The organism is Ilumatobacter sp., from assembly GCF_039969435.1.
GTDB lineage: Bacteria > Actinomycetota > Acidimicrobiia > Acidimicrobiales > Ilumatobacteraceae > Ilumatobacter_A.
This window is the reverse complement of sequence record NZ_JBDVNU010000028.1, coordinates 156,280-181,112: the sequence shown is the minus strand read 5'-3', so window position 1 is coordinate 181,112 and position 24,833 is coordinate 156,280. Positions and strand designations below refer to the sequence as shown.

The following is a 24,833-nucleotide window of genomic DNA, read 5'->3' as shown; positions in this document are numbered from 1 at the left end:
GGAACGTCGACTCCGCCGGGAGGACGATCGTTCCATGTCGGTCCTGCGCCCTCTCGCCGTGTTCCTCTTCGTCACCGTCGGGGTGTCGATCGCGCCCATCGCCGAGCCGATCGCCTCGGCGGCTCCCGTGTGCACCACCACCTGGGTCGGCCCCACCACCGGCGTGACGCCACTGACGACGCCGTCGTCCTGGAGCACCGGTGTGGCGCCGACGCCGGCCGACGTCGTGTGCTTCAGGTCGAACACCGCGATCCGCGTCCTGGGAGCAACGCTCACGGTGGCCGGGTGGGACATCACGGCGGGAGGTTCGGTTCGCCTCGAGAACGGATCCAACGTGACCGTCACCGGCGAGGCCGACCTCGGCGGCCTGACGCTCGCGAACAGCCGCGTGGTGCTCGGCGCCGATGCGTACGTCGAGAGTGGCGAGACCCTCGTCGCCGCCGCCAATCCCGCCAACATCGAGGCGACCGAGTCCGGACCGACACTGACGGTTCGCGAGGGTGGCCGATTCACGGTCGATGCGATCGCGAGGGCCGGCGTCGACATCGTCAACCAGGGGACCGTGACCGTGAACGGCCGATTCGCCCGCATCGGGATGCGACCCGGCACCAGCCTGAGCAACAGCGGCACGCTCGCACTGAACGGACCGACCACGATCAACGCAGAGCCCGGGTCGCCGGCACCGACGGCGCGCAACGAGCCCGGCGGCACCGTGCTCGTCGACGGTCCCGCATTCGTTCCGTTGTCGGTCGGTGGAATCGGAGATGCTGCCCAGTTCCTCGGCATCGGGTACACCAACGACGGCACGATGCACGTGCGCTCGGGGCAGGGTGCGCTCGGATCGGGCGGCACACACAACGGGACGTTCCGGGTCGACGCCGATGCGCAACTCGGCATCTCCGCTCCGTCGAACGTGTTCGGTCCCGACTCTGTCGTGGCGGGTGGCGGCACGGTCCGTGTCAGCGTGTTCGGCGTGTTGTCCGACACCACCTCGGTGACCGTCGATGCCGCGGCGGCCTTCGAGCCCGCCGAACTCCACCTGATGACCGGCCGGATGGTCGTCGACGGTGACCGGACCCTCCCGCTCGTTCGCATCGCAGGCGGCGCAGTGCTCGACGTGCGCAGCGACACCGTCGTCGGTGGTGGTCTCCTCGCGGTGCAGCCCGGGCAGTCGGCCGTCCTCGCCGGCACCGGTTCGGTGACGATCCCCGAGGGCTCGGCGATGACGCTGTCGGGCGGAAATGCGCTCTTCCTCCGTGACTCCGTCCGGTTGGTGAACGACGGCGAGATCCGTCAGGACGGTCCCACGATCGGCGTCGAAGGCTCGGCGAGAATCACCAACCGCGCGTCGTGGACGATCACGCAGAGTGCCGACGTGCGCTTGGGCTCCTCGACGGTCCTGCGCAACGAGGGGCGCATGACGATCGACGGCCCGGGCGACGCCCAGCTCGGTTTCTCGGGCACGCTCGACAACGTGGGGGAGATCGACGTGGGATCAGGACGCGTCGACTTCCGCTCGACGTCGGTGGCGCAGCATGTCGACGGGACCCTGGCCGGCGGTTCGTGGACGCTTGCCGAGGGGACGACCTGGTTGGGCTTCCCCTCCATCCGCACGATCGACGGTGCAACGGTGGCGCTTCGCGGTGACGCACGTCTGCTCCGCTTCAACGGCGGCGAAACCACCGCATTCGACGATCTCGAACGTATCGGACCCACGGGCCGCCTCGACCTGCTCGACGGCGCGACTCTCGACACGTCACGGCTCGCCGTGAACGGGCTGCGGGTCGACGGCGTGCTCTCGCTGTCGAAGGGTGCGACGGTGACCACCGACTCGCTCGCCGTCGGTATCGACGCCGGGATCCGACTCGAACTCGGCGAGACGTCGCCGGGCTCCGTCGCCGTGTCGGGAGTGGCCGACCTCGACGGTGCGATCGTGGCGACCCAGGGACCCGACGCGATCGTGGAGGCGACATACCCCTTCGTGACGTCGTCGTCGATCGTGGGCGCATTCGCCGGGGTGAGCGGTCCGGGTGATCCGCCGGTGACGGTGCGCCGGGTCGACTCGACGATCGAACTCGTCATCGGCGAGGCACCTGCACCGCCACTCCCCACTGCGTCGCTCGCAGGAGCGGTCGTCGACGAGGGATCGTCGTCGGACCCTGCGTCCGTGCGCATCGTCCTCGACGAACCCGCCGGCGTCGACGGCGTGACCGTCGACTACGAGACGTTCGATCCGGGCGACGCCTTCATCACCGCGGCGCGGCCCGGTGTCGACTTCGAGCCGGTCACCGCCGGGCGGGTGACGATCCCTCCCGGTGGCACGGAGGCGGCGTTGGCGGCGGTGGTGCTCGACGACGACATCCACGAGCAGCCGGAGCGACGCTCGGTCGGCGTCCGGGTGACCGGTGGAGCGACCATCGAGGTGGAGGCACAGGGCTTGCTCACCATCCTGGACGACGACCCACGTCCGCTGTTGTCGATGGACGACGCCGTGTTCACCGAGAGCGACGCCGACGGCGAGTTCACGCTGCCGCTCACCGGCGTCGGCGTCACCGACCGGGACCGATGCCTCACGGCGTTCGTCTTCTCGCCCGACCAGGGGACGATCACCGGCGACGTCGTCGCCGACGGCGGCGGATCGATCGGCGAGTTCTCGATCCCGGCGGGTGCGACCGCGGTCGACATCGGGGTCACCGTCGTCGGCGACGACGTCGCCGAGTCGACGGAATCGTTCGAGGTCAGGATCACCGATGGCTGTCCCGCAGCGGGCGACGACCCCGTGGTCGCCACTGCGACGATCGAGATCGTCGACGACGACGACGATCTTCTGGGATCGATCACCCCGTCCACGCTCACCATCGACGAGGGAACGGCAGCGACGTTCACGCTCGAACTCGTCGACGTGGCCCCGGCGGATCGCACGGTTCGCCTGGTCCTGTCCCCGCCGTTCTTCGGCTCCGTGGCCGACGCCGACGACTTCGATCCGCTCGCCGCCGACGGGGTCTTCGTCGTGCCCGCCGGTGCCTCGGTCGTCTCCCTCCCGACCCTGACGGCTCGCGCCGACGGTCGGTACGAGCGCACACAATCCACGTTCGTCGACGTCCTCGACGGCAACGCTCTCGTCGCCCGCGCCCGTCTCGACGTCGCCGACACCGATCCGCGACCGACGATCGCCGTCGTCGATCCTCGGCTGATCGACGGCACGGCGGACATTCGCGAAGGAACGTCGTCACTCGCCGGCGTGCGCGACTACACCGTCGATCTCGCCCTGAACATTCCGACCGAGGTGCCGCTGACGTTCGTGCTCGGACTGTCGAGAGGGACCGCGACGTCGCCGTACGACTCGACGTCGAACGTCGACTTCACCATTCCGACCGACGTCGTGTACTCCGTGCCCCCGGGTGATGGCCGGACCTCGATCACCATCGGGATCGTCGAGGACGGTCGGGCCGAGGCGGACGAGACCTTCGTGCTCGTGCCGGACCTCCTCCAGCCCGACCCGGAATCGGCCTCGGTCACCTACACGATCATCGACGACGACCCTCGGTTGCGCCTCGAGGAGTTTTCCCGGGTCGACGAAGGTGCGACGCTCCCCGTGATGCTCGACATCGGGTCACCGACAGATGTCGATCGGACGTTCGAGGTCAGACTCCTCGAGTCGGATGCGTCGGTGCCGGGGCTCGATCTGGACCTCGACGCGGAGCCCGACGACTACGTCGACACCGGTGGCGAGTTCGTCGTCCCGGCCGGCGTGACCGAGATCGAGCTCGCGTCGATCATCGCCGTGGCCGACGACATCGACGAACCGGTCCAGCGGTTCGACTACGTCGTGCTGGACGAGCAGAGGGCACTCGTCGACCTGCGCCGGATCGAGATCCGTGACACGAACCCGATCCCGACCGTGACGATCACGGGCACGACGAAGTTCACCGAGGGCAGCAGGGGTGTCACCCGGACGGAGGTCATCACGGCTCGACTGAACGGCGTCAGCGTCTTCGACGTCACGTATCCGGTGACGATCAAGGGCGATGTGATCCCGAACCTCCCGTCCTCCTTCCGGTTCCCTCCCGGCGTCACCGAGGCCACCCTGACGGTCGGCATCGTCGAGGACACCCTCGTCGAGTCCGATCAGTCGTTCACGATCGAGGCGACACTTCCCGAGACGCGGCCCGTCGACACGGCGACGTTCACGATCGAGGACGACGACGTCGAGGACCGCCCACTGCCGATCATCACCGAGGCGCGAGTCGAACCGGTGTTGCCTCCGGGCCAGGGAACCCTTCCACCGACGCCGATCGACAACATCGTGACCATCGAACTGACGAACCCGACGGGTCAGGCGATCGCGCTCGATGGACTGAGGTTGGCCGCAGCTCCACCCACCCTCTTCGACTCGGCGGCCACGGCAGAACTCGCAGTCGGTGGAACCTTGGGACCTGACGAATCGCGAGTGGTGTCCGTCGTCGTACGGGGGCCGGCCTCCGGACGCGTGACGAACGGAGTACTCGAGCCGAGCGGCCTCTGGTGGATTCACGTCGACCGCCCGAACACCGCCGCCTTCGCTGCGACGTTCCCCGTCCGCTTCGGAATCGGAATCGAGGGTGTCGAGCGACAGACACGCATGCGATCCGGGATGCGCGACCAACCCGCCGAGAGCATCGGGGCCTGCGTCATGCCTGCGTGTGGGGTGTTCACCGGGGTGTACGACGTCCGGCTCGGGGCTGCAATGGGCTCCCACCGGTTCGATCCCGACACGAGCGGTCCGACCATCGCCGTCCCACCCTCGATCTCGGTCGCTACGACATCGAACCAGGCCACCGTCCGTGTGAGCTATCCGTTCCCCGCACAGTCCGACGACTCCGAGATGCTCTTTCTCCTGCGCCCGCAGTGCACGCCGCGGTCGGGCTCGTCGTTCCCCATGAACGCAACGACTGTGGTCAGATGTACGTCCGAGGACATCTACGGCAACGTGTCGTCAGCGTCGTTCCCCGTGATCGTGAACCGCATCAACGCGATCGACCCCGGCATCACACCGGCCGGTCAGGTCATTCCGATCTCGGGCGGCGGATTCGTTCCGGGAGGTCGGGTGAGGATCGTGCTGCGCAGCGAGCCGATCGAGCTCGGCGACGTGACCGCCGATGGATCGGGACGGGTGTCGAGGACGGTGACGCTGCCGGCCGACACCGCGCCGGGCAGCCACACGATCACGCTGGAGGGCATCGCACCGGACGGCACATCCCGCCTGGTGGTCCACGAGATCGAGGTCGGTCGACCGTGCACGATCACGGGTTCGCCGCGGGCGGACCTGATCGTCGGCACGAACGGATCCGACGTGATCTGCTCCGGGAACGGAGACGACATCGTCTTCGCACTCGGGGGCGACGACCTGGTGTTCGGCGGGGCCGGCAGCGACATCCTCCTCGGCGGTGTCGGCGACGACCACGTCGATGGCGGAACCGGCCGCGACCTCGTGGTCGGCGGTGCCGGTCGAGACACGCTGATCGGAGAGGTCAGGGTGCAGTGAGTTGGTCGGCTCGGTTCAGCGGAGCGTCGGGCATCCACTCCGTGGCGCGGGCGATCACGGCATCGGCTCGTGGTTCCTCGCCGCGAGCGACGAGCAACTTCGCGAGTTCGAGCGAGACCAACCACCGCAGACCGGCACAGCCCTGCGTCGGGAGGCCGACGATCAGCTGCTCGAGTTCGGCGACCCCACGTCGCCGTCCCGGGATCGCATGGCGAGTCACGAACCGAGGGTTCCGCAGGACCGTCGTGAGCGGAACGGACACCTCGCGCGTCACGGCCCTCGCCCGGATGCTCGCCCGGTACACGCGGCCGAACGCCGCCAGGAGCAGGCTTCCGGCAGCCTCGGCCTGGGCGATGGAGTCGTCGAGTTGCGACATCCCTTCGGTCAGGTCTCCGTCGAGCACCGTCATCACTGCGAACCCCGACGAGGCCGCGAGGATCAGTCCGTCGAGGCCGAGCTTCGTACACGACTCGACGAGATCGGTGTGCAGCGCGCGTGCCTCGTCGACGGCGCTCGCTGCGACCAACCCGTGCACCGCCATCAACCGAGCCATGTCGCGATAGATCGGATCGGTCGCCGTCGCCACGGCGTCGCGTCCGAATCTGGCACTGGCCTCGGTGTCGGCGGTGACGGTGGCCGCCAGACTCAGGACCGACTGACCCATCGACGTCGCCCGGGTGCTTCCGGTCTCCGTGCCCGTCGCGATGAGCCAGTGGGCGGTCCGTCGAGCGTCGGCGAAGCGTCCCAGGCCGATGTGGGCGAGCCCCACGGCACCGGCGGACTTGATGCTGACGTACCGCTTGTCGGCGAGTCGGTCGAGCAACTCGTCGACGCGTTCGCCGTCGGCGAGAGCGCCTGCGTGCTGGCCACCGAGGAACCGCGCCCAGATGCGCCAGGTGTGAGCGTGCGCGAGCACCTCGACATCGTCGGCCTGTTCGCCGATGGCGACGGCGCGGTCGAGGAGCTCGAGCGCTTCACCGATCGAGGCTCGGGCGATCGCAGCGGAGAAACCACGCCAGGCGAATGCCATCCCCACCACCCGCGAGTCGCCACTCGCTTCGATGTCGACATCGTGCGTTGCGAGCAGATCGGTGGCGCTGCGCCACGTGCCGCGGTAGTAGTGGACGAGCACCCATTCGACGAGCAGCGAACCGAGATGCCGGTGCCGCTCCCCTCCGTCGGCCTCCTCGATCAGCATGCGATAGGCGATCGCGTACAACTGGTCGGCCTCGTCGATGGCGTATCGATCGAGCGCACGACGGGCAGCGATGCTCAGGTGCCGGACCGCCGGCTCGACGTCGCCGGCCAGGTGGTAGTGGAACCCGAGGACATCGGCCGACTCGATCGTTCGGCCCCCCGTCCGGGCCTCGATCGAGATCGCCGCAGCGCGGTGGAGCCGCCGCCGTTCGCCCTTGCTCAGGCTGCTCCGGACGACGTCGAGCGTGAGCGCGTGCTTGAACTCGTAGCGACCGGGAGCACCATCGGTTCCGCTGCCGCCCAGCGGCCGGACGAGGTCGGCACGGACCAGTGTCGCCAGAGCCTCCGACGGACTCGCGTCGGGGTCGAGGCTCCGCAGGTCCTCGGTCGTGAACGTCCGCCCGAACACCGCTGCGTGCCGTAGATGCGTTCGCGCCCGATCGGGAAGAGCGTCGAGACGTGCGGCGATCACCCCCTGGACGGTGCTCGGCACGTCGGCGTCGGAGGCATCGGCTCGGAGCACCCAGGTGTCGGACCGCTTCTCCAGTCCGGCCTGGTCGACGAGTCGGTTCGTCACCTCCTCCGCGAAGAACGGATTGCCGCCCGATCTCTCGGCGACCAGTCGGATCAGGTCGACGTCGGCTCTGCCTCCGAGCCGAGACTCGACCAGGGCACGGATCGATTCGAGGTCCAGATCGCGGAGCAACATGGCGACGTGGTCCTCGCCCACGGTGGTGGCGTCCGTGGGTCGACTGTTGAAGAGGAACAGGATGTGTTCGCGAAGTGACGGGACGACGGCACGCAGCAGCGCGAGCGTCGACGGGTCCACCCAGTGCAGGTCCTGCACGCAGACGACGGTCGGCCCCCGGCCGGATGCAGCGGTGAGCAACGCGGCGACGGCGTGGACGAGACGCGCCTGGTATCCCTCGCGGTCACGTGAGGCCTCGGTGGCGTCCTCGACGGCGAAGAGTCGGTTCAACGTACCGATCACGTCGTCGCCCTCGAGGTCGAGACCGGTGACGAGTCGAACGAGTCGTGACCGCAGTTCGTGGGCGTCATGACCCTCCTCGATGCCCGCCATCGATTCGATGATCTCGACGATCGGTGCGTAGGCGGTGGCGGTGGCCGTGGAGCGTCCTCGGCCCTCGTGCCAGGACACGTCGGCACCCCTTCCGGACGTGCACGAGAGGCGGACTTCGTGGAACAACCGCGACTTTCCGGCACCCGCTTCGGCGACCACCGTGACCGATGATCCGCGGCCATCGCCGACGAGCGACTCGACGGCGTTCGAGAGCGTCGCGAGTTCGCTCCCACGTCCGGCGAGCACGCTCAGACTCGGACCGATCGAGTCGGAGCGACGAAGTCCGACGAGCCGACTGACGTCCACCGGTTGTTCGATCCCCTTCATCGTGCGTTCGCCGAGCGATGCCAGCGTCGCGACACGCCGCACCAGGAGTGCGGTGGTCGGGCACACGAGGATCTCGTCGGCGCCGGCGAGCGACTGCAACCGGGCGGCGAGATTGACGACCGGCCCCATCGGCGCCGTGACACCCACCGGATTCCTCGCATCGGCGGTGACCGCCATTCCGGTGGCCAGTCCGAAGTGAGCGGTCTGGGCGCCGTCCCGTGATGCACCGAACGGCCGGAGCGAGTGCGTCGACGACCTGATGTCGACCGCAGCGCGCAGCGCACGCTCCGCATCGTCCTCTCGCGCGAGCGGGTCCCCGAACACCGCCAACACACCGTCGCCGAGGAACTGGTCGACACGCCCGCCCCACCCCTCGATCGCCTCGCGGGCGATCACGAGGAAGGAGTCGACGAGCGAGCGCACGTCCTCGGGTTCGAGCTGACCGGTCAACTCGGTGAATCCGCTCAGATCGGCGAACAGGACGGTCACCTGCCGTCGTTCCGGCTCGGAAGTCGACCGACCGGCCCTCGACTCGGCCGCGGTTCCTGGAACCGCACTCCCGTCGGAGACGCCGGCGCCGCACGAACTGCAGAACCGAGCGCCAGCGGTGATGACGGCGGTACAGGACGCGCATCGTTCGTTCGAGGCCTGATGGAACTCGGCGTCGCTCGACGGCTGGGTGTGCATAGAGGGGTGGAGGAAAACTACTCCCGCCACCCGGCCACGTCGACCGCCACCGCCCGCGCCCCGGCGGTCGGGCGAAGGTCGGAATCCACTCCGTCGGCGCCCGCCGTCGGGCGTAGATTCGTGCCGTGTCCACACCCGTTCTGCGTCCCGCCACGAGCGACGACCTGCCTGCGATCCACTCGGTCCTGCTGCGCGCCGAGGCCGCCGACGACGTCGCGCGGGTGATGGAGTTCGACGAGATGTGCGAGGAGCTCGACGACGCCCGCATCCCCTTCGCCACCCACGTCCGGGTCGCCGAAGTGCACGGTGACGTCGTCGGCTACGTGTACGCACTGCACCTGCCGAGCGAGGTCAAGGAGGAGCGGTGCTACCTGTTCGGCAACGTCGACCCGGCCCACCGCGGTCTCGGTGTCGGCCGCGCGCTGATGACCTGGGGCATCGGGCAGGCTCGCTCGCTGTTGGAGTCGACGGGGCGCGACCTGCCGCGCCACGTCCGCCTCCAGATCTCCGAATCGGCGACGTCGGCGCATGCGCTGATGGGGGCGATGGGATTCGGCATCGTGCGCTACATCGACGAGTTGATCCGCCCACTCGACGACGTGGCGGCGATGCCCGCACCAGCCGCCGTCGACGGGATCACGATCGTGCCGTGGCCCGACGGGCGTGACGAGGAGATCCGCCGGGAGAAGAACGATGCGTTCATGGACCACTGGGGCTCGACCCCCAGCAGCGTCGAGGACTGGCACGCGCAGGTCCACGGGTTCGGCGCACGACCCGACCTCTCGTTCGTCGCGCTCGACGACGAGGACCGAGTCGTCGCACACGCACTGAACCACCGGTACGAGGCCGACGACGAACTGCTCGGTCGCTCGGAGGCCTGGATCGACAGCCTGGGCACGCTCGAAGCGTGGCGCGGCAGAGGGGTGGCGTCGGCGTTGATCGTGCGATCGCTCCAGGCGTTCGCCGAGGCGGGCCTGACCCACGCTGCTCTGGCGGTCGACTCGGAGAACCCGACGGGAGCGTCGCGCCTCTACCGGTCGCTCGGGTTCGGGCCCTCGACGCGCAGCATCGTTCACGACCTCGCGGTCTGAACCCTGCCGACGGCCGTCGCGGTGGCGCCGATGGCCGGGAGCCGCAGGGTGAGGAGCCACGTGAGGACGACGGCCACTGTCGATCCGATCAGAGCGAGGGTGAGCCCTCCCCACAGGTAGAGCAGTCCCGAGAGCAGGGTGCCGACGAAACGACCGGTGGCGTTGGCCGAGTAGTAGAAGCCGACGTCGAGCGACACGTCGTCGTCGTCGGCATACGCCAGCACGAGGTAGCTGTGCAGTGACGAGTTGAGCGCGAACACGACACCGAACACCACGAGGCCACCCACGATCGCCACGGTCGTGGCGAACTCCACACCCACCGCGAGTGCGATGGCCGCCGACACGAGCGCCAGCACGAACGCCCACCGGCGGGCGGCGTGGATCTCGTCGAGGGCCACTCCTCTGCGTCGTCGCAACAGACGTGGAGCGGCGGTCTGGACGATGCCGTACCCGATCACCCACAGCGCGAGGAACGCCCCGATGCCCTGGTAGCTCCAGTCGAGTCGCTCGTCCAGGAACACCGGCAGGGCGACGACGAACCAGATGTCACGCGAGGCGAACAGGAAGAAGCGGGCGGCGGCGAGCCGGTTGATGGCCGACGACTTCGACAGGATCGAGCGCAGCGCCGGCTTGTTCTTCGAGCGACCGATGTCCTCGTCGAGCATCACCACCACCACGACCAGCGCGACGCCGACGAGTGAGGCGAGCGACCAGAGCGCCGCGTCGTAGCCGATCCAGGCGAGCAGTCCGGCCCCGATGAAGAAGCCGACGCCTTTCAACGCGTTCTTCGATCCGGTGAGGATCGCGACGAGCCGGAACAGCGCGCCGTCGGCGTCTCCGGCGACGAACTTGACGGCGCTCTTCGAACTCATCTTGGTCAGGTCCTTCGCGACGCCGGAGAGCGCCTGGGCTCCCATGACGAACACGACCGACACCCACTCGGCCCAACTCGTCTGCTGCACGGTGAGCGCGGCGAGCGCGATCACCTGCAGCCCGAGCCCGGCGACCAGCGTCCGGTTCAGACCGGTTCGCGCCCCCACCCAGCCGCCGACCAGGTTGGTGACGATGCCCATGAACTCGTACGCGAGGAACAGGAAGGCGAGTGAGATCGGCGAGTACCCGAGGTCGTGGAAGTACAGCAGCACCAGCATCCGCAGTGCGCCGTCGGTGATCGTGAACGCCCAGTAGCCGGCGGTGACGAGTGCGTAGTTGCGGACTTTCATCGGTCGCCGATCACAACGATGCTGCGATCTTCGAGGCGAGGTCGATCATGCGGTGCGCGTAGCCGTACTCGTTGTCGTACCAGACCAGCACCTTCACCATCCGGTCGTCGACCACCATCGTCGAGGCGCCGTCGACGATGCCGGACCGGGTGTCGTTGACGTAGTCGGCCGACACGAGCGGACGCTCCTCGAAGCCGAGGATCCCCTGCAACTCTCCGTCCGCTGCGTCGCACAGCAACCCGTTGACCTCGTCGACGGTGACGTCACGGACCATGGTGAACACGCAGTCGGTGAGCGATGCGTTCAACAGCGGTACGCGCACGGCGATGCCGTTCAGCTTGCCGGTCAGTTCCGGGTAGATCATCGTGATCGCCGTGGCCGATCCGGTCGACGTCGGGATCAGCGAGTTGAGCGCCGATCGTGCTCGACGCAGATCCTTGTGCGGTGCGTCGACGATGACCTGGGTGTTGGTGACGTCATGGATCGTGGTGATCGCGCCGCGCTCGATCCCGATCTGCTCGTGGAGCACCTTGACCACGGGAGCGAGGCAGTTCGTCGTGCACGAGGCAGCGGTGACGACGTGGTGCACCTCGTGGTCGTAGAGGTGGTCGTTGCAGCCCATCACGATGTTCAGCACACCCTCCGACTTCACCGGAGCGGCGACGATCACCTTGCGGACACTCTGCTCGAAGTACGGGTCGAGCGCCTCGGTGGACTTGAACCTTCCGGAACACTCGAGCACCACGTCGACGTCGTGGTCGCCCCACGGCACCTCGCCGGGCGACCCGTGCGACGAGTACGTGACCGCGTGCTCGTCGATCACCATCGACGAGCCGTTCGTGGCGACGCTGCCCTGGTAGCGGCCGTGCACCGTGTCGAACTCCAGCAGGTGCGCCGCCGTCGCCACGTCGCCTGCGGTCTCGTTGACGTGCGCGAGTTGCAGATCCGGTCGATCGCGCAGGGCCCGCACGGCCAGACGCCCGATGCGCCCGAAGCCGTTGATCCCGACCCGCACCGTCATGCCAGGATTCCGAGCGAGGCGATCAGGGCTTCGACGCGGGTCCGGATGTCGTCGCGGATCCCCGCGAGATCGTCGGCCGACCGTCCGGTCGGGCTCGGGATGTCCCAGTCCTGGTACTGCTTGCCGGGCAGGATCGGGCAGGCATCGCCGCAGCCCATCGACACGATCACGTCGACGGTCCGCACGACTTCGTCGGTCCACGGCATCGGATACTCCGTCGAGATGTCGATCCCGACCGCAGCCATCGCAGCCACGACGTCGGCGTTGCTGCTCGCAGCAGGCGTCGTCCCACCCGAGAACACGTCGACACGGTCACCGGCGAGGTGCCGCATCCAGCCGGCTGCGATCTGCGAGCGGCCTGCGTTGTGGACACAGAGGAACAGCACGGCGGGCTTGGTGGGATGCGAGTTGTCCAGCCGCGCAAGGGCGCGGAGTCGGTCGCGGGTGAGGCGTTCGACCAACACCGGGAGCCACATCGAGATCGTCGCCTGAGCGGTGAGCCGATCCTGGGACTCGACGATGAACCGTTCGATCGTCTCGGCGTTGAAGGTTCCCGCGAAGTCCCGCTGCAGTCGCTCGGCGGAGTGACGGACGAGGAGGACTTCGTCGGGGTCGAGGCTGACCCCCGTGGCTCGGTCGTTCGGTGTCGTCATGGCGTTGACCCTTTCGGTCGGTTTTCTGGTCGGCCCACCGGTGGGGGCCGTGGTTGGCGGTTGTGGTTCAGGTGGCGAGCGCGGCGAGGCGTGTCTCGATGTCGACGACGACCGCGTCGAACGCATCCGGCGTTCCGACGTCGACCGGATCCGAGATCGACCAGTGCCACCACGATTCGTGCGGATCGAGTTCTTCGTGCGCGCGGTCGCACACCGTCACGATCTGCACGCTCGGGTCGGCGGGCCCGAGTCGATGCGGTTGCGCTGCGGAGAGGTCGATCCCGACGCGCCGAGCGGCGGCCACCGCTCCCGGGTGGACTCGTTCGGCCGGATGTGTCCCCGCCGAGGCGGCGGGGGTGCCCACCCGGTCACGCCACAGTGCAGCAGCGAGCTGCGATCGTGCGGAGTTGTGCGTGCAGACGAAGAGCATCGATGTCGGCGCAGCGAGCGTCGGTGGGACGAGTGCGGACAGCGGCCCACGATCGAGGCGGACGTACCGACGGCGCCGATCGCCCGACGAGACGAACCGTTCGACGAGGCCGACTCGTTCGAGGACGTCGAGGTGGTGTGCGAGCAGATTGCCGGCCAACACGAATCGTTCGCAGAGCTCGCTCGGAGTGCGGTCGCTGACTCCCAGTTCGTCGACGATCGCCAGGCGCGTCGGATCCGCGAGTGCTGCGTGGACCGCGGCCCGGGTGTCGATTCGGTCGTCGTCCCACTGCCGCTTCACTCGTCCATCATTTCATCAATGAGTGTTGAATCAACGATCGCTGAATCGAATTCACCCGTTGTTCACCCGATCGAATGACCGCTCCTCGGTGCGCCGATGGCATAGGTTCCACACCAGGGGCCGACCACATGAGCAAGAAACCGACGATCACCAGAGCACCGTCCGTGGCGCGGTACGAGTACCGCGTCTGGGGCGAGCACCCCCGTGCCCGCAAGCTGTTGGAGCAGTTGGCGTCCACCGTGTCGGAGGAACGCGTGAAGGACTGCTACCTCCTCGCCGGCGACGGCTCCTGGAACGCCAAGGTCCGCAACAACCGACTGAAGGTCAAACAGTTGATCGCCGAGGACCGCGGCTTCGAGCGCTGGAGCGCCGACCGGCCGCGCTCGGCGGGTGACGCTCCACAACCCTTCGACGTGCTGTTCGAGCAACTCCGACTGGATCGGCCCCAGCGCGGCAAGTCCTACGATCTGTACGACGCCGTCGACCGGCTCGAAGCCGACCCGGACACCAAGGTCGTGTTCGTCGTCAAGCAGCGCAAGCGGTACACGGTGGGTCGGTTGCGCGCCGAGGCGACCGACATCGAGATCGTCGAGACCTCCGAGGTCATGCACACGCTCGCGATCGAAGGGGAGGATCTCGACGACCTGGTCGCCCTGCGCAAGAAACTCGGACTGAGCGACCAGCCGAATCTGGCCGTGCACACCGCGATCGCGCTGACCGGCGACTGATCAGTCGGTCGAGTCGGACGACCGGCTCCGCACGGCGATGATGCAGACGTCGTCGTCGGTGCGACCGTCGTCGGCCATGCGGTCGGCGATGCGATGCAGCGACGCCTCCAGATCGTCGTCGACACCGTCCATCAGTTCGCACAGTCGCGCCAGGCCCACGTCGAGGTCGGCGTCGGCGCGTTCGATCAGGCCGTCGGTGCACATCAACAGGACCGAACCGGGGGTGAGGTCGAACGTGGTGGACGTCCGGTCCGATGCAGCGATCTGGATCAGCGGCGCACTCCCCGCCGCCCAGACCACCTCGGCGTCGCGTCCGGGCCGTTTGACGACCGGCGGCACGTGTCCCGCTCGACAGAGTTCGACGGTGAGCGACTCGAGGTCGACGAGCGCGCAGATCGTGGTCGACGCGAACGCGTCGGGCACATCGGCCGCGTAGTCGTCGAGATGCGCCACCAGTTCGGCCGCCCTCGAGTGCTCCTTGGCCAACGCACGCGTGGCCGAGCGCAGCATCCCCGTGGCGCCGGCCGCCTCGACCCCTCGGCCCACGATGTCGCCGATCGTGAGGGCGAGGCGCCCGTCGGGCAACGTGAAGGCGTCGTACCAGTCTCCGCCCACGTCGACGTGGTCGGTGGCCTGGCGGTACACCGCCGCGATCTCGATGTTCGCGAGGGCCGGTAGTTCGCTCGGCAGCAGACTGCGTTGCAGGTGCTTCACCAGTTCCCGCTGGGTACCGACCGCGACACGCAGACGCGCGACCAGGCGCTCCTTGGTGCGCAGCGCCTCCTGTGTGCGCTCGTCGGCGGCCACACGCGCGGAGATGTCGATCGACGACAGGACGAGTGATGCGACCGTGCCGTCGTCGTCGAGGACCGGGACGATCTGGTAGTCGAACGGGACGATCGATCCGCTCACCGACGCCCGGATGTCGAAGCGACGGGTGGCTCTCGTGGCGATCGCCGTCTCCACCTCGGTACGCATCTGCTCGGCGACCTCGGCCGACCAGGTGACCGCCGGCGTCTCCCAGGCAGGTCGACCGATGACCAGATCCGGTGAGAGGCCGGTGGTCGAGGTGGACGTCGCGTTGAGGTCGACCAGGCGACCGTGCGCGTCGGCGAGGGCGATGTTCACGAACACCGAGTCGAGCACCGTGCGCAACTGAGCTCGCGTCGACTCGATCTCCTGACGTGCGATCGCCTGGCCCAGAGCCTGCGAGGCGAGGCTTCCGAGCGTGTACAACGCGAGACGCCGTGCCGGGTGGAACGCCGTCGGTTCGCGGTAGGTGAAGCCGAGTGCGCCGACAACGCCACCCGGTTCGATCAGCGGCAGCACCGCCCATGCGTGGTGCTCGCTCGATTCGATCGTCGAGGCGAAATGCGGATAGGACTCGACGAACGCTTCCCGTGACGTGAAGAACTGACCCGACTCGGACGTGACCGCGTCGGAGAACGGGTCGACACCGGGCTGCAACTCGAACCGCGCCCACGGCTCGACGAACTCCGCGGTGAGATCGGCGAAGTCGACCATCTCGAAGTGGTCGTCGACCCACCGCATCATCGATCCACCGTCGGCGCCGGCGACATGGAGTCCGTTGCCCATCAACTCCCGGCCGACCCGCTCGATCGATGCTGCGCCCACCAGCCCCGCCGACAGATCGCTCAACGCCCGCAGTTGCGACATGCCTCCGGCGAAGGCGCGGCCCTGCGGGCCGCGTTGCACGAGTGCGGAGATCTCGGTCGCGAACCTGACGGCAACGGCGATGTCGGGGCGACGGAAGCGGTCGACGGTGCCCGAGCCGAACACGAGAGCACCGACGCAACCGTCGTCGGTCACGATCGGGACGATCAGCGTCGACTCGACGTACTCCGCGACCACGTCGGGACCCGGCCGCCCCCAGATCGGATTCTCTCCCGACGGCGGCCCGATGAACGGCTCACCACTGCGCACGACCTGCGCATACGCGTGGTCCCCCGTGGTCTCGACGGAGAACGACGAGAACTCGGCGACGAGACGTTCGCCGATCGCCTCGTCGCGATGCGTGCCCGCCACCAGTTCCAGCCGACCGTCGACCTCGAGCCAGACCCCTGCACTGTCGGCGAAGCCCGCCGTGATCGGCCCGGCGCGTAGCGCATCGACAAGATTCTCTTCCGACCCGGGAGGGGTGCGGACCACATCGAGGGCCATTGCGCGGTGACCCTATTCCCCCGAAGTTCTCCGGGCAACCGGATCACGGAAGTGGCACCGGCCGTCGGATCACGCCGGATCGAGCGTGCACGTCGAGAGTCGCTCGATCCCGGCTTCGGTGACGAGGATCTGCTCCTCGAGTTTCACCGACTCCGTCCCGCCGGGCGGAGCGGCGAGCGCCTCCACGCACAACACCATGCCGGCCTCGATCTGGCCGTCGTACCCCCCCGTCGTCGAAGTGGTCACGGTTGAGGATCAACGGGTACTCGTTGCACAGCCCGATGCCGTGCGCCACGGCTGCGTTGGTGACCGAGTGGATGTCGTCGGGCGGAAGATGGCTGCGCTGCGAGATCTCCGCGAACGACGCCCCCGGTCGGAAGAGTTCCAGATTGCGCTCCAGTTGCTCGGTCGCAGCGTCGAACAGTCGCTGCTGGTCCGCGGTCGGAGCGACGCCGTCCGCGGTCCAGGTCCGCGAGATGTCCACCGAGTAGCCGCCGATCCCGACGAGGTCGGTGTCGAACGCGACGAGGTCGCCCGCTTCGATGACCTTGTCCGAGCACTCCTGGTACCACGGGTTGGTCCGCTGCCCGGACGTGAGGAGGCGGGTCTCGAGCCACTCCCCGCCTGCGGCGATGTTCGCGGCGTGCAACCGCGCCCACAGTTCCTGCTCCGTCATGCCCGGTGACATGTCGGCGCGCATCTGCGCCACCCCCGCCTCGCAGCCGGCGACGGCGGTGCGAATCAGCGCGAGCTCCTCGGGTGTCTTGATCATCCGGGCCCGGTTCGCGGTCGACTGGCCGTCGTGCAACCGGATGTCGTGGCGAGCGAGAGCATCGGCTCCGACAGGATCACACCGGTCGACGGTCAGGTCGCGAGCACCGGGGCCGAGCAGCGCCGCGATCTCGGCGGCCCACACGGTGGCGAACTCGGCGACCCGCGGCCCCGACACGAAGTGGTACCAACCGACGGCAGGGCGGACCTCGTCGACCATCGGATGCCCGATCGACAGGTGCTCGCACCCCTTGAACTCGAACAACACGATCGGGCCGACCGCCGGCACGAACACGTAGCGACACGCGTTGTGCAGCGAGTACACCTGCATGTTCGAGGTGCCGGTGGCGTAGCGGATGTTGACGGGGTCGTAGAACAGCCCGGCGTCGCACCCGTCGGCGGCGATCTCGGCGCGCAGGCGTTCCGCGCGACCGGTGTCGATCGCCGTGTGATCCCTGGTCGACGCAGCCCTGCTCGTCGCTGTGGAGCGCATCAGCGTGGCGGACGAAGCGCTCACAGGATCAGGCCGTCGGCCGACACCGCGGCCAGGGCCTCGGCCACCAGGTGCGCCTCGGTGACCCGTCCGTAGACCGCTCGGGTCCGATCGACCGGCCCGATCACCCCCGGCCGGTCCGCGTAGCTGAACACCATCACGTGGCGGTCGGTCACGCCGGCGGTCGGCGTGACCTGGTGCAGCGAGTACCGGCCGAGGAACAGTTGGAGGTCGCCGGGTTCGATCTCGACGGACCGGATCATCTCGGGGTGGTCACCCGACAACACGTCGGCCAGCCCCGCCAGGTTCTCGCTGTCCGGGCCGCGCAGGTCGGCGCAGTACTCGAACGTGCCGCCGACGTCGGGCTTGCGGGTCATGATCGTGGCGACGTACTCGTTGGTGTCGTAGTGCCACGGGTACGCGCCCGTCGGTGGCAGCACGGTGGCGACCAGGCCTGCCAACGGGTCGGCGTACTCGAACACCCGCTCGCGACGGGTGCATGCGGCGACGAACGCCTTGAAGTACGACGAGGCGTAGACCCGGTGTGCGACCGTGTACGGCGGGATCATGTCGCGTGTGACGTGACCCGCATGCCACGTCAGAGCTCGGATCCGCGGATCGTCGGCGGGGAGCGACATCTCGATGTCCTTGCGTGCGTACACGGTCGAGGAATGCCGACGGATGGAGACGTGCGATGCCATCTCGCCGATCTCCTCGGCAGCCAGTCGCAGCGCGGCGGGCAGGAGGAATCCGTCGAGCACGAGGCACCCGTCGTCGTCCAGTCGCTCGTGAGCCCGATCCAGCAGCTCGCACCACGCCCGGCTACCCGGTTCGTGGATCGGATACCGATCGAGATCGATCACGTCGGTCAGGTCTCCCGCCTCGGGGTTCGCCAACAGTTCGTGCAGAGTCGTCGTCATGTGATGTTCCTTCCCTTCCCATCTCATTCGCGGCGCCGTCCGACGCCACGGGTTCCAGTGAGACAGATCCGGCGACATGAGTCCAACGAATGCTGTGACATCACTTCCATGTACAGGATTCATGTATCGTCCAGGGGTGCCTCTCCAGCTCGACCTGCGCCACTACGAGACGGTCGTGGCCATCACCGAGCTCGGCACGATGACCGCGGCGGCGGAACTGCTGCACTCGTCGCAGTCGGCGCTCAGCCATCGCCTGGCCGAAGCCGAGCGCCGTCTCGGAACCGCGCTGTTCGAGCGCGGACCGCGGCGTCGGCTGCTGCCCACCCGGGCCGGCTTGATGGTGCACCAGGCGGCGGGCAGAGCGCTCGCAGATCTGGAGCGGACCGAACACCTGCTCCTGGCCGAGCAGCGGACGGTCACCGCCACGGTGAGGATCGCCGTCGGTTCCTACGACTGCTACCACTGGTTCCCCGCGTTCCTCCGCGACGTGCGGGCGCACCACCCCACGATCGACCTGCAGCTGGTCGTGATCGACGACCAGCCCTCCGCCCACCTCGCGACCGGATCGGCCGACCTCGTGATCGCGCCGGGCACGACCGAGGGGATCTTCGACACGCAGCCACTGTTCCTCGACGAACTCGTCCTGTGCGTGTCGCCGCAGCATCGACTCGCGGGACGCCGTTCGGTCGAGGCGACCGACCTCACGGACGAGTTCTACCTCACGTACAACCCCCGCCCTGCGCCGGGGTTCGAGTTCGATCGCTTCATCGGTCCCGCTGCCACGTACCCACGCACCGTCACCGTCGTCGAGCAGACCAATGCGATCGCCGAACTGGTCGCGGCCGACGCAGGTGTGAGCATCCTGAGCCGGTGGGCGTTGTCCCCGATGATCGACGCCGGACGCATCGTCGAGGTGCGCTGCGGCGAGGGTGGCCTGCCACTCGAGTGGAATGCGCTGGTGCGACCCAACGAGAAGGAAGGCTCACCGACGCGGCTGATCGCCGATGAACTCGCACGGCATCTCGACGACGTGGTCCTCCCGGAGCCGTGATCCCGACGGGTCAGCGACTCCAGGGTCGGTCGGCGTCGAACACGTGCAGGTCGAAGCCGTAGCCGTCGAGTCGCGGCGAGTACACCGCGAGGCCTCCCACCCCGGGGATCATGCCGACGATCCCGCCACGGCGGTGACCAGGATCGAACACTGCGGAAGTACACGTCGAGCGTGTCGTCCACCCGGTCGTCGATCACGCCCTGGTCGAGGAACAGGTAGGCGATGGCACGGTTGCGGTGCCCGGTGGATCGTTCGGATTCGAACACCCGTCGGTCGACGTCGGGGCGACGCCCGATGTAGCGCTCGACCAGTGACAGCACCACGTCGGTGCGCTCCCCCACATCGACACCCTCCACCATGATCGCGCCCGAGTTGACCATCGGGTTGGGAGCCGCGATGGAGGACGTCGTCGACCTCGATGGAGTTGAACGGGTTGCCCGTCGGCGCCACCCCGGCGCGCGCCAGGACGGCGTCACGACCGTGCGTCTCGAGGGCGAGGCCGTACAGCAGCAGCTTGGAGATGGACTCGACGGTGAAGGGAAGATCGTGGTCGCCCCGCAGCGTCGAGTCGCCGTCGAGGGTCACGGCGGCGATCCCGAACCTGTCCGGGTCGACACGTGAGAGTTCGGGGATGTACGACGCACATTCGCCGTCGGTGAGCCTCGGTCCCGATCCGCTGCCGCGGCCACGTCGGGATCCTCCGTGTGACGTTAGGCTTTCCTGACACGCCGCGACCACGGCCTCATCCCAGCTCGACCCCCCGAATGGAACCACCCGTGCGCCTCGCGATCACCCGACTCGCCGGCGGTGGCCAGCGAGGGTGGACCTCGGTCGCCGTCGTTGCCGCGATCGTGGTCGCCGTGCCGGTCCTGATGCTGGCGAGCAGCATCCTCACACCGAGCGGAGAGGTGTGGTCGCAGCAGTGGCGCACACGACTGCCGGGCGAACTGCGCGACACCGCGATCCTGCTCGTCGGCGTCGCCGTCGGAACCGTCGTGCTCGGGGCAGGACTCGCGTGGCTCGTGTCGGCGTACCGATTCCCTGGCTCGCGCCAGTTCGGGTGGATGTTGATCCTGCCACTCGCCATGCCGAGCTACATCCTGGGGTTCCTGACCCTGTCGAGCGTGGGACGCACCGGGCCGGTACAGGACTGGTGGCGCGACCGGTTCGGGACCGACGCATGGTTCCCCGACGTCGAGTCGCTCGGCGGTGCGATCGTGACCTTCACATTGGTGCTGTACCCCTACGTCTACCTGCTCGCTCGCGCCGCACTCCGCGACCAGGCCAGCGGCGCCTACCAGGCCGCGCGCACACTCGGCGCCACCCGGTCCGAAGCGAGTCGACGCATCGTGCTCCCCCTCGTCCGGCCGGCGATCGCCGCCGGGGTCGCGGTGGTGATGATGGAGACGTTGACCGACTTCGCCACCGTGCAGTACTTCGGCGTCGACACGGTGTCGGTCGGCGTGTTCCGGATCTGGCGGGGAACCTACGACCGCGATGCAGCGAGCCAGATCGCCACCCTCGTGCTCGCCTTCGCGCTGCTCGCGATCGGCCTGGAACGGGTCGCCCGCGGCCGCGCCCGCTTCAGTCAGACCGGCGCGACGGGCGCCGGCATCGAGCCGTCGAGACTTCGTGGGGGTCGCGCAGCACTCGCCACGGGCGCATGCACCGCGATGGTGCTCGCGGCCTTCGCCGGGCCGGTCGTCCGACTCGTCGTGTGGGCGGTGCAGGAGCAGCAGAGCGAACGCGGGACGCCCCTGATCGACCAATACCCGGAGTATCTGGCGAACAGCCTGCAACTCGTAGCGTTCACCGTCGTCGCCTGCATCGGCGTCGCCGTCGTGCTCGCCAACGCGCAGCGCTTCGGACGCCCGCGCATCACTCAGTGGGCCACGCGGGTCACCGCGATGGGGTACGCGGTTCCCGGGCCGGTGGTCGCGATCGGCGTCATCCTGGCGGTGGTGGGCCTCGACGAGCTGCTCGGTCGGGCCGGGCTGGCGTTGCCCGGTGCGGTGCGCACCGGCTCGTTGCTGATCCTGGTCTACGCCTACGTCGTGAGGTTCCTCGCTCCGGGGCTCACCGCGGTCGAGGCGGGGATGGGCCAGGTGAGCGAGGAGGTGACCGCGTCGGCACGCACCCTCGGCGCGCCACCGCTCGAGACGGCGCGTCGGATCCATCTCCCGCTCTCGCGGTCGTCGTTGCTGGCCGCCACCGTGTTGGTCGGGGTCGACGCACTCAAGGAACTGCCGATCGTGCTCCTCCTGCGCCCGTTCGGTTTCGACACCCTGCCCGTCTGGGTGTACAACCTGGCGTCGGAATCGCGTTTCCAACAGGCGGCGCTGCCGGCGCTCTCGATCATCGTGGTCGCACTGCTCCCGGTCGCACTGCTCGCGCGACGACTCGACCGGACCGACCCGTGAACCATCCCGCACTCTCCGTCACCGACGTGTCGAAGCACTTCGCCGAGGTACTGGCGGTCGACGACGTCTCGATCGACGTGGCCGATGCCGAACTCCTGGCGCTCGTCGGTCCCAGTGGCTGCGGGAAGTCGACGTTGCTGCGGATGATCGCCGGGCTGATCCCCATCGAGTCCGGACGGATCGAGCTCGGGGGCACGGTCGCCGACGACGGTCGCAGATCGCTGCCTCCCGAACAGCGCCACGTCGGGCTGGTGTTCCAGGAACATGCGCTGTTCCCCCATCTCTCGGTCGAGAGGAACATCGCATTCGGCGTGCGCACGACGAACGTCGAGCGTGCGAGCCGCGTCGCGGAGATGCTCGAACTGGTCGGGCTCGGTTCGCACGCCAAGCGGTACCCGCACGAACTGTCCGGAGGCGAGCGTCAACGCGTCGCACTCGCGCGAGCTCTCGCGCCCGACCCTGCACTCCTGCTCCTCGACGAACCGTTCGCGAGCCTCGACCCGAACCTGCGCGCCCAGGTGCGCAGCGAAGTGGTCGACGTGTTGCGATCCACCGGGACGGCAGCGGTGTTCGTCACGCACGACCAGGCCGAAGCGCTCGCCGTCGGCGACCGGATCGCCGTGATGCGCGACGGACGCACGTTGCAGGTCGACGATCCCGACGCGATCTTCCACCGACCCGCCGACCGCTTCGTTGCAGCGTTCATGGGCGAGGCCGACTTCATGACCGTGGCCGCCTTCCGCAGCGCCATCGCGCACACGGCCGATGGCACCGACGGCCTTCGGGGAGTCGCCGACGACGAGATCGTGATGCTCCGACCCGACGACATCGGCTTCGACGTCGACCCCACAGGACCCGCACGGATCGGCCACGCCGAGTTCCGAGGCTCGACGTGGTGCTACACGCTGGAACTCGCCGACGGCTCGACCGTGCGGTCGACGCGGTCACACGTCGACGCCTGTCCACTGGGCACGACGGTCACTCCGACGCTGGTGGCGCACCACCACCCGGTCGTCATCCCGACCAGGTGAGCTCCGGGAGTCGATCCGGGCGGTTGTCAGGCCGGCCTGACGCGAGGGGTGACGGCGTCAGGCCAGCCTGACAACTCGGGAATCGGAGACCCGGAACCGAGGGGCCGGAGCCGCTCCAGCACGTCAACCGGCGATCGCGGCGACCACGTCGCTCAGTCGCCGATCTGGGACTGGGTGTAGTTCTGGATTCCGATGTCGCGGATCATCGTGAGCTGGGTCTCGATCCAGTCGAGATGTTCTTCCTCGCCGACGACGAGGCGTTCGAGCAGGGCGTGCGTGCCCGGATCGCCCTCTTCCACGGAGAGCACCACCCCTCGCCGATACCGCTCGATCGCGGCGATCTCGAGGTCTCGGTCGACGTCGAGTTGCTCCTCCACCGTCTCACCGATGCGGACGCTGCCCAGACGCTGCATGTTGGGCATTCCATCGAGCAGGATGATGCGGTCCATCACGTGCTCGGCGTCACGCATCTCCTCGAAGGACTCCTCGCGGTACTTCTCGGCGAGCTTCTTCCACCCCCAGTTCTCGCACAGCTTGGAGTGGGCGAAGTACTGGTTGATGGCGGTGAGTTCAGCGGTGAGCGCTTCGTTGAGGAACTCGATGATCTTGGGTGATCCCTGCATGGCGACGAAACCTACCCGACGCTCAGGCGGCGACTCGGGCCACGACCCGGACCGGAGTGATCGCGTCGACGGAGGCGGATCGAACTGCGGCGGCTGCATCGAGCAACCGTTCGATCGATTCGTGACAACCGCCGCAGTGGCCACCGGCGCCGCAACGCTCGGTGACCTGCGCCACGGTCACGACGTCGCCGACGGCGATCTCCCGGATCGTGCGGTCGTTGACGAGTTCACAGTGGCAGACGACCATCGTCGACTCCTTCGGATGCGAGTGTGTCCGGGCACACCGTGATGCGGCGACCCTGGAGGCCGAGCGCCACGGCGATCCCGATCGGGACGGGGCGACAGTGAGGGAGGCGGTGACCGGTCACCTCCACCGAGGCGCTCCAACCGTCCGCATGCCGACAGAAGCGGATCAGGTGGACACGACGGACGCACCGCTCGAACCGTCGGGCACCTGACAGGGACGGGGTCGCCTCGAGGTCGAATCGGAGGGGCGCTCCGTCGGTCTCGACCGCCAACACGTACCGGTCCGGCGAATCGGTCAGTTCGAGGCGCGTCGAGCCGACGACGGTGGCGGTCAGCGTGGCCGCAGCGGACGACATCATGACCACATCGTAACGCGTGCTGATGACATCTGTAAAGGCGACCTAATGACGTCCCTTCGGGACCGACCGGACTCCGACCAGCTCCGAGCAGGGGCTTGACACCGCCGACCTGCATCCCTAACGTACAACCACATGGTTGTACGTGAAGCACTCTCCGACGACGACGTCGATCGCCTCTTCCGGGCGTTGGCCGATGCCACACGACGTGACATCGTGCGCCGGACCCTGGTCGACGACGCCTCGATCAGCGAACTGGCAGCGTCGTACGACATGAGCTTCGCCGCGGTGCAGAAGCACGTGGCCGTCCTCGGGGAGGCCCGTCTCGTGACCAAGGAAACTCGCGGACGCGAACGCATCGTTCGTGCCGACCCGGCCCGCATCGCACGCGCGCGCGAACTGCTCACCAGCCTGGAAGAGCTGTGGCTCGCCCGCTTCGGCCAGCTCGACGACGTCCTCGCCGGCCCCACCTGATCCAC

Annotated in this window: 19 protein-coding genes; 8 read left to right on the top strand and 11 right to left on the bottom strand. The window is 68.3% G+C overall.

Annotation, left to right across the window (positions count from 1 at the left end; genetic code table 11):
• Positions 1 to 34 precede the first annotated feature (34 nt).
• A complete protein-coding gene (locus ABJK40_RS14350) occupies positions 35 to 5,524 on the top strand; it encodes a Calx-beta domain-containing protein (RefSeq protein WP_348480910.1) in 5,490 nt (1,829 codons plus the stop codon).
• Here ABJK40_RS14350 and ABJK40_RS14345 read toward each other — a convergent pair.
• Positions 5,511 to 8,816, bottom strand: coding sequence for an AAA family ATPase (locus ABJK40_RS14345; protein WP_348510327.1), 3,306 nt, complete (start codon positions 8,814 to 8,816; stop codon positions 5,511 to 5,513). The two genes, ABJK40_RS14350 and ABJK40_RS14345, sit on opposite strands and share 14 nt — an antisense overlap.
• Before the next feature lie 125 nt (positions 8,817 to 8,941).
• On the opposite strand from ABJK40_RS14345, the gene ABJK40_RS14340 reads away from it, so the two are divergent.
• The gene (locus ABJK40_RS14340; RefSeq protein WP_348478981.1) at positions 8,942 to 9,907 is read left to right on the top strand and encodes a GNAT family N-acetyltransferase; all 966 of its coding nucleotides are present in this window, start codon (positions 8,942 to 8,944) and stop codon (positions 9,905 to 9,907) included.
• Here ABJK40_RS14340 and arsJ read toward each other — a convergent pair.
• From arsJ to ABJK40_RS14320, 4 genes are all read right to left on the bottom strand, one after another.
• The gene (gene arsJ, locus ABJK40_RS14335) at positions 9,889 to 11,130 is read right to left on the bottom strand and encodes an organoarsenical effux MFS transporter ArsJ (protein ID WP_348478980.1); all 1,242 of its coding nucleotides are present in this window, start codon (positions 11,128 to 11,130) and stop codon (positions 9,889 to 9,891) included. The two genes, ABJK40_RS14340 and arsJ, sit on opposite strands and share 19 nt — an antisense overlap.
• Before the next feature lie 10 nt (positions 11,131 to 11,140).
• On the bottom strand, positions 11,141 to 12,151 hold the full coding sequence (locus tag ABJK40_RS14330) for an ArsJ-associated glyceraldehyde-3-phosphate dehydrogenase (RefSeq protein ID WP_348478979.1): 1,011 nt from the start codon (positions 12,149 to 12,151) through the stop codon (positions 11,141 to 11,143).
• Positions 12,148 to 12,804: an arsenate reductase ArsC gene (locus ABJK40_RS14325; protein ID WP_348478978.1), complete on the bottom strand. Its 657-nt coding sequence runs from the start codon at positions 12,802 to 12,804 to the stop codon at positions 12,148 to 12,150. The genes ABJK40_RS14330 and ABJK40_RS14325 overlap by 4 nt, the downstream gene beginning before the upstream one ends.
• A 67-nt stretch (positions 12,805 to 12,871) precedes the next feature.
• The gene (locus ABJK40_RS14320; protein WP_348478977.1) at positions 12,872 to 13,534 is read right to left on the bottom strand and encodes a helix-turn-helix domain-containing protein; all 663 of its coding nucleotides are present in this window, start codon (positions 13,532 to 13,534) and stop codon (positions 12,872 to 12,874) included.
• 128 nt (positions 13,535 to 13,662) lie between these two features.
• Here ABJK40_RS14320 and ABJK40_RS14315 point away from each other — a divergent pair, with 128 nt between their 5' ends.
• A complete protein-coding gene (locus tag ABJK40_RS14315) occupies positions 13,663 to 14,262 on the top strand; it encodes a hypothetical protein (RefSeq protein WP_348478976.1) in 600 nt (199 codons plus the stop codon).
• Here the strand turns inward: ABJK40_RS14315 and ABJK40_RS14310 are convergent, their stop codons facing one another.
• The 3 genes from ABJK40_RS14310 to ABJK40_RS14300 are packed head-to-tail and all read right to left on the bottom strand — an operon-like array spanning position 14,263 to position 18,627.
• Positions 14,263 to 16,443 carry a SpoIIE family protein phosphatase gene (locus ABJK40_RS14310; RefSeq protein WP_348478975.1) on the bottom strand — a complete coding sequence of 727 codons (2,181 nt, stop codon included), beginning with the start codon at positions 16,441 to 16,443 and terminating at the stop codon, positions 14,263 to 14,265.
• 43 nt (positions 16,444 to 16,486) lie between these two features.
• Positions 16,487 to 17,731 carry a Xaa-Pro peptidase family protein gene (locus tag ABJK40_RS14305; RefSeq protein ID WP_348478974.1) on the bottom strand — a complete coding sequence of 415 codons (1,245 nt, stop codon included), beginning with the start codon at positions 17,729 to 17,731 and terminating at the stop codon, positions 16,487 to 16,489.
• Positions 17,728 to 18,627, bottom strand: coding sequence for a hypothetical protein (locus tag ABJK40_RS14300; RefSeq protein WP_348478973.1), 900 nt, complete (start codon positions 18,625 to 18,627; stop codon positions 17,728 to 17,730). The genes ABJK40_RS14305 and ABJK40_RS14300 overlap by 4 nt, the downstream gene beginning before the upstream one ends.
• A 136-nt stretch (positions 18,628 to 18,763) precedes the next feature.
• On the opposite strand from ABJK40_RS14300, the gene ABJK40_RS14295 reads away from it, so the two are divergent.
• From ABJK40_RS14295 to ABJK40_RS14280, 4 genes are all read left to right on the top strand, one after another.
• Positions 18,764 to 19,678: a LysR family transcriptional regulator gene (locus ABJK40_RS14295; RefSeq protein ID WP_348478972.1), complete on the top strand. Its 915-nt coding sequence runs from the start codon at positions 18,764 to 18,766 to the stop codon at positions 19,676 to 19,678.
• A 357-nt stretch (positions 19,679 to 20,035) separates the two neighbouring features.
• Positions 20,036 to 20,299, top strand: coding sequence for a hypothetical protein (locus ABJK40_RS14290; RefSeq protein WP_348478971.1), 264 nt, complete (start codon positions 20,036 to 20,038; stop codon positions 20,297 to 20,299).
• Between the two features lie 155 nt (positions 20,300 to 20,454).
• Entirely contained in the window at positions 20,455 to 22,098 is a 1,644-nt protein-coding gene (locus ABJK40_RS14285; protein ID WP_348510326.1) for an iron ABC transporter permease, read from the top strand.
• The gene (locus ABJK40_RS14280; protein WP_348478969.1) at positions 22,095 to 23,129 is read left to right on the top strand and encodes an ABC transporter ATP-binding protein; all 1,035 of its coding nucleotides are present in this window, start codon (positions 22,095 to 22,097) and stop codon (positions 23,127 to 23,129) included. The genes ABJK40_RS14285 and ABJK40_RS14280 overlap by 4 nt, the downstream gene beginning before the upstream one ends.
• Before the next feature lie 152 nt (positions 23,130 to 23,281).
• Here the strand turns inward: ABJK40_RS14280 and bfr are convergent, their stop codons facing one another.
• From bfr to ABJK40_RS14265, 3 genes are read right to left on the bottom strand one after another with little or no spacing between them, the layout of a single operon-like run.
• A complete protein-coding gene (gene bfr, locus ABJK40_RS14275; RefSeq protein WP_348478968.1) occupies positions 23,282 to 23,752 on the bottom strand; it encodes a bacterioferritin in 471 nt (156 codons plus the stop codon).
• Positions 23,753 to 23,774: 22 nt separating this feature from the next.
• Complete coding sequence (locus tag ABJK40_RS14270) at positions 23,775 to 23,999, bottom strand: (2Fe-2S)-binding protein (RefSeq protein ID WP_348478967.1); 225 nt, start codon at positions 23,997 to 23,999, stop codon at positions 23,775 to 23,777.
• On the bottom strand, positions 23,980 to 24,357 hold the full coding sequence (locus tag ABJK40_RS14265; protein WP_348478966.1) for a hypothetical protein: 378 nt from the start codon (positions 24,355 to 24,357) through the stop codon (positions 23,980 to 23,982). The genes ABJK40_RS14270 and ABJK40_RS14265 overlap by 20 nt, the downstream gene beginning before the upstream one ends.
• Positions 24,358 to 24,489: 132 nt before the next feature.
• Here ABJK40_RS14265 and ABJK40_RS14260 point away from each other — a divergent pair, with 132 nt between their 5' ends.
• A complete protein-coding gene (locus ABJK40_RS14260) occupies positions 24,490 to 24,828 on the top strand; it encodes a metalloregulator ArsR/SmtB family transcription factor (RefSeq protein WP_348478965.1) in 339 nt (112 codons plus the stop codon).
• The last annotated feature ends 5 nt before the right edge of the window (positions 24,829 to 24,833 follow it).

Bases quoted from the DNA above. Each gene is read 5' to 3' on its own strand.
- ABJK40_RS14350 (WP_348480910.1), top strand. From the start codon at position 35: ATGTCGGTCCTGCGCCCTCTCGCCGTGTTCCTCTTCGTCACCGTCGGG.
- ABJK40_RS14345 (WP_348510327.1), bottom strand. From the start codon at position 8,816: ATGCACACCCAGCCGTCGAGCGACGCCGAGTTCCATCAGGCCTCGAAC.
- arsJ (WP_348478980.1), bottom strand. From the start codon at position 11,130: ATGAAAGTCCGCAACTACGCACTCGTCACCGCCGGCTACTGGGCGTTC.
- ABJK40_RS14330 (WP_348478979.1), bottom strand. From the start codon at position 12,151: ATGACGGTGCGGGTCGGGATCAACGGCTTCGGGCGCATCGGGCGTCTG.
- ABJK40_RS14325 (WP_348478978.1), bottom strand. From the start codon at position 12,804: ATGACGACACCGAACGACCGAGCCACGGGGGTCAGCCTCGACCCCGAC.
- ABJK40_RS14315 (WP_348478976.1), top strand. From the start codon at position 13,663: ATGAGCAAGAAACCGACGATCACCAGAGCACCGTCCGTGGCGCGGTAC.
- ABJK40_RS14310 (WP_348478975.1), bottom strand. From the start codon at position 16,443: ATGGCCCTCGATGTGGTCCGCACCCCTCCCGGGTCGGAAGAGAATCTT.
- ABJK40_RS14300 (WP_348478973.1), bottom strand. From the start codon at position 18,627: ATGACGACGACTCTGCACGAACTGTTGGCGAACCCCGAGGCGGGAGAC.
- ABJK40_RS14290 (WP_348478971.1), top strand. From the start codon at position 20,036: ATGATCGCGCCCGAGTTGACCATCGGGTTGGGAGCCGCGATGGAGGAC.
- bfr (WP_348478968.1), bottom strand. From the start codon at position 23,752: ATGCAGGGATCACCCAAGATCATCGAGTTCCTCAACGAAGCGCTCACC.
- ABJK40_RS14270 (WP_348478967.1), bottom strand. From the start codon at position 23,999: ATGGTCGTCTGCCACTGTGAACTCGTCAACGACCGCACGATCCGGGAG.
- ABJK40_RS14265 (WP_348478966.1), bottom strand. From the start codon at position 24,357: ATGATGTCGTCCGCTGCGGCCACGCTGACCGCCACCGTCGTCGGCTCG.
- ABJK40_RS14260 (WP_348478965.1), top strand. From the start codon at position 24,490: ATGGTTGTACGTGAAGCACTCTCCGACGACGACGTCGATCGCCTCTTC.